General features: G+C 58.1%; 1 protein-coding gene. It reads right to left on the bottom strand.

The window, feature by feature from the left end; translation table 11 throughout:
• On the bottom strand, positions 1–1,079 hold a 1,079-nt coding region (locus tag PO883_RS34475), incomplete at its 3' end, for an IS1380 family transposase (RefSeq protein ID WP_289313805.1).
• Positions 1,080–1,185 lie beyond the last annotated feature (106 nt).

Genomic DNA, 1,185 nt, shown 5'->3' with positions numbered 1-1,185 from the left:
TCATCCTTGAGATGCTTGATGTCGTTTTCGGCCTGACCGCGCGCGCAATAGATATCCTCGTACAACATGCCGGCATCGAGTCCTGGCAGCGAGGTGACGATGAAGCGCGTGTTCTCGCCAAGGGCCATGACCTCGGCCTTGAGCAACACGCGCCAGGCTCTCGGCCACGAACGCGCCTGATAAGCAAATTCGTCGAACAGACGCACCGCTTTGGGCACCACGTCCTGCGATTGTGCAGCCACCCACCGGTCAATGGCGCGAAGTCTGGTCGGCTCGGCCATCGCAAGGAGCTTGGGGTTGCAGGCGAAACCAAAAATGAAGTCTACGTTCGACATGCTGTCGATCAGGCTCATTAATTCAGGCCCACTAAAATGTCCGTCGCCACGTACGAGAATATGAGTAGCGGGGAAGTGCTGACGAATCCGCTTCAGAACGCGCCGCATGATCATCGCATTCTCTTCGCCAAATGGTCGCCTTCCGGGTCGCAGCACCGCCGTGATCAAGCCGCCCGACTGGCCGTCGAAAATCATCAGCGGCAAGTAGCAGGTCGAACCATAGTGGTGGTTGTAGAACGCCAGCGGCTGCTGGCCGTAGCACGCATCCTCGGAGTGATCCAGGTCGAGAATCACGTTCTTTGGCGGGCTGGAAAAGCTGGCGATGAACTGTTCCACGAGCGCTTCGCTGACGCGGTAGATGTCCTGGCGACTGGCCGCATGTTCGAAGCGCGAGATCGTCGCCCCGGACGCCAGCGCGGCCTCGTCGTCGAACGGCAAACGGGCCGCGCCAAGTTTGAACATCGGGTCGTGGCGCAGGCTGTTCGCGTCATTGCCGTCTTCGTAACCGCAGCCGATCTGGTAGATGCGCTGTGTCAGAAGATCGTGATACGAATGGCTGACGTAACTCTGATGGCGGCGGTCAGGCAAGGCCGCAGCGAGGCGCTTGGTCAAGCCAATCTGGAGGTCGACTCCGCGCAGCAAAACTGGACCGAGATCGGACGACAAACCCCCACCGGCGAAATCGGCGCGGACGCTGTGAGCGGGAATGGATGCAAAACGGAGCTGCTCTGGGGTAGAATTCATGTCGGGCAAGGTGGCGTTTTTGTTGACAGGGTAGGTTTCTAGATAACTCCCATTCTATCAATCACTTACGGCATTCTTGCCCTTTTTTATGCAAAATTCAGGCTAG

Origin of the sequence: Massilia sp. DJPM01, assembly GCF_030348125.1 — a bacterium.
In the GTDB taxonomy this organism is placed as follows: domain Bacteria; phylum Pseudomonadota; class Gammaproteobacteria; order Burkholderiales; family Burkholderiaceae_D; genus Telluria_A; species Telluria_A frigida.
Note: the sequence above shows the minus strand (reverse complement) of the source record. Positions and strands in the feature narration are given on the sequence as shown.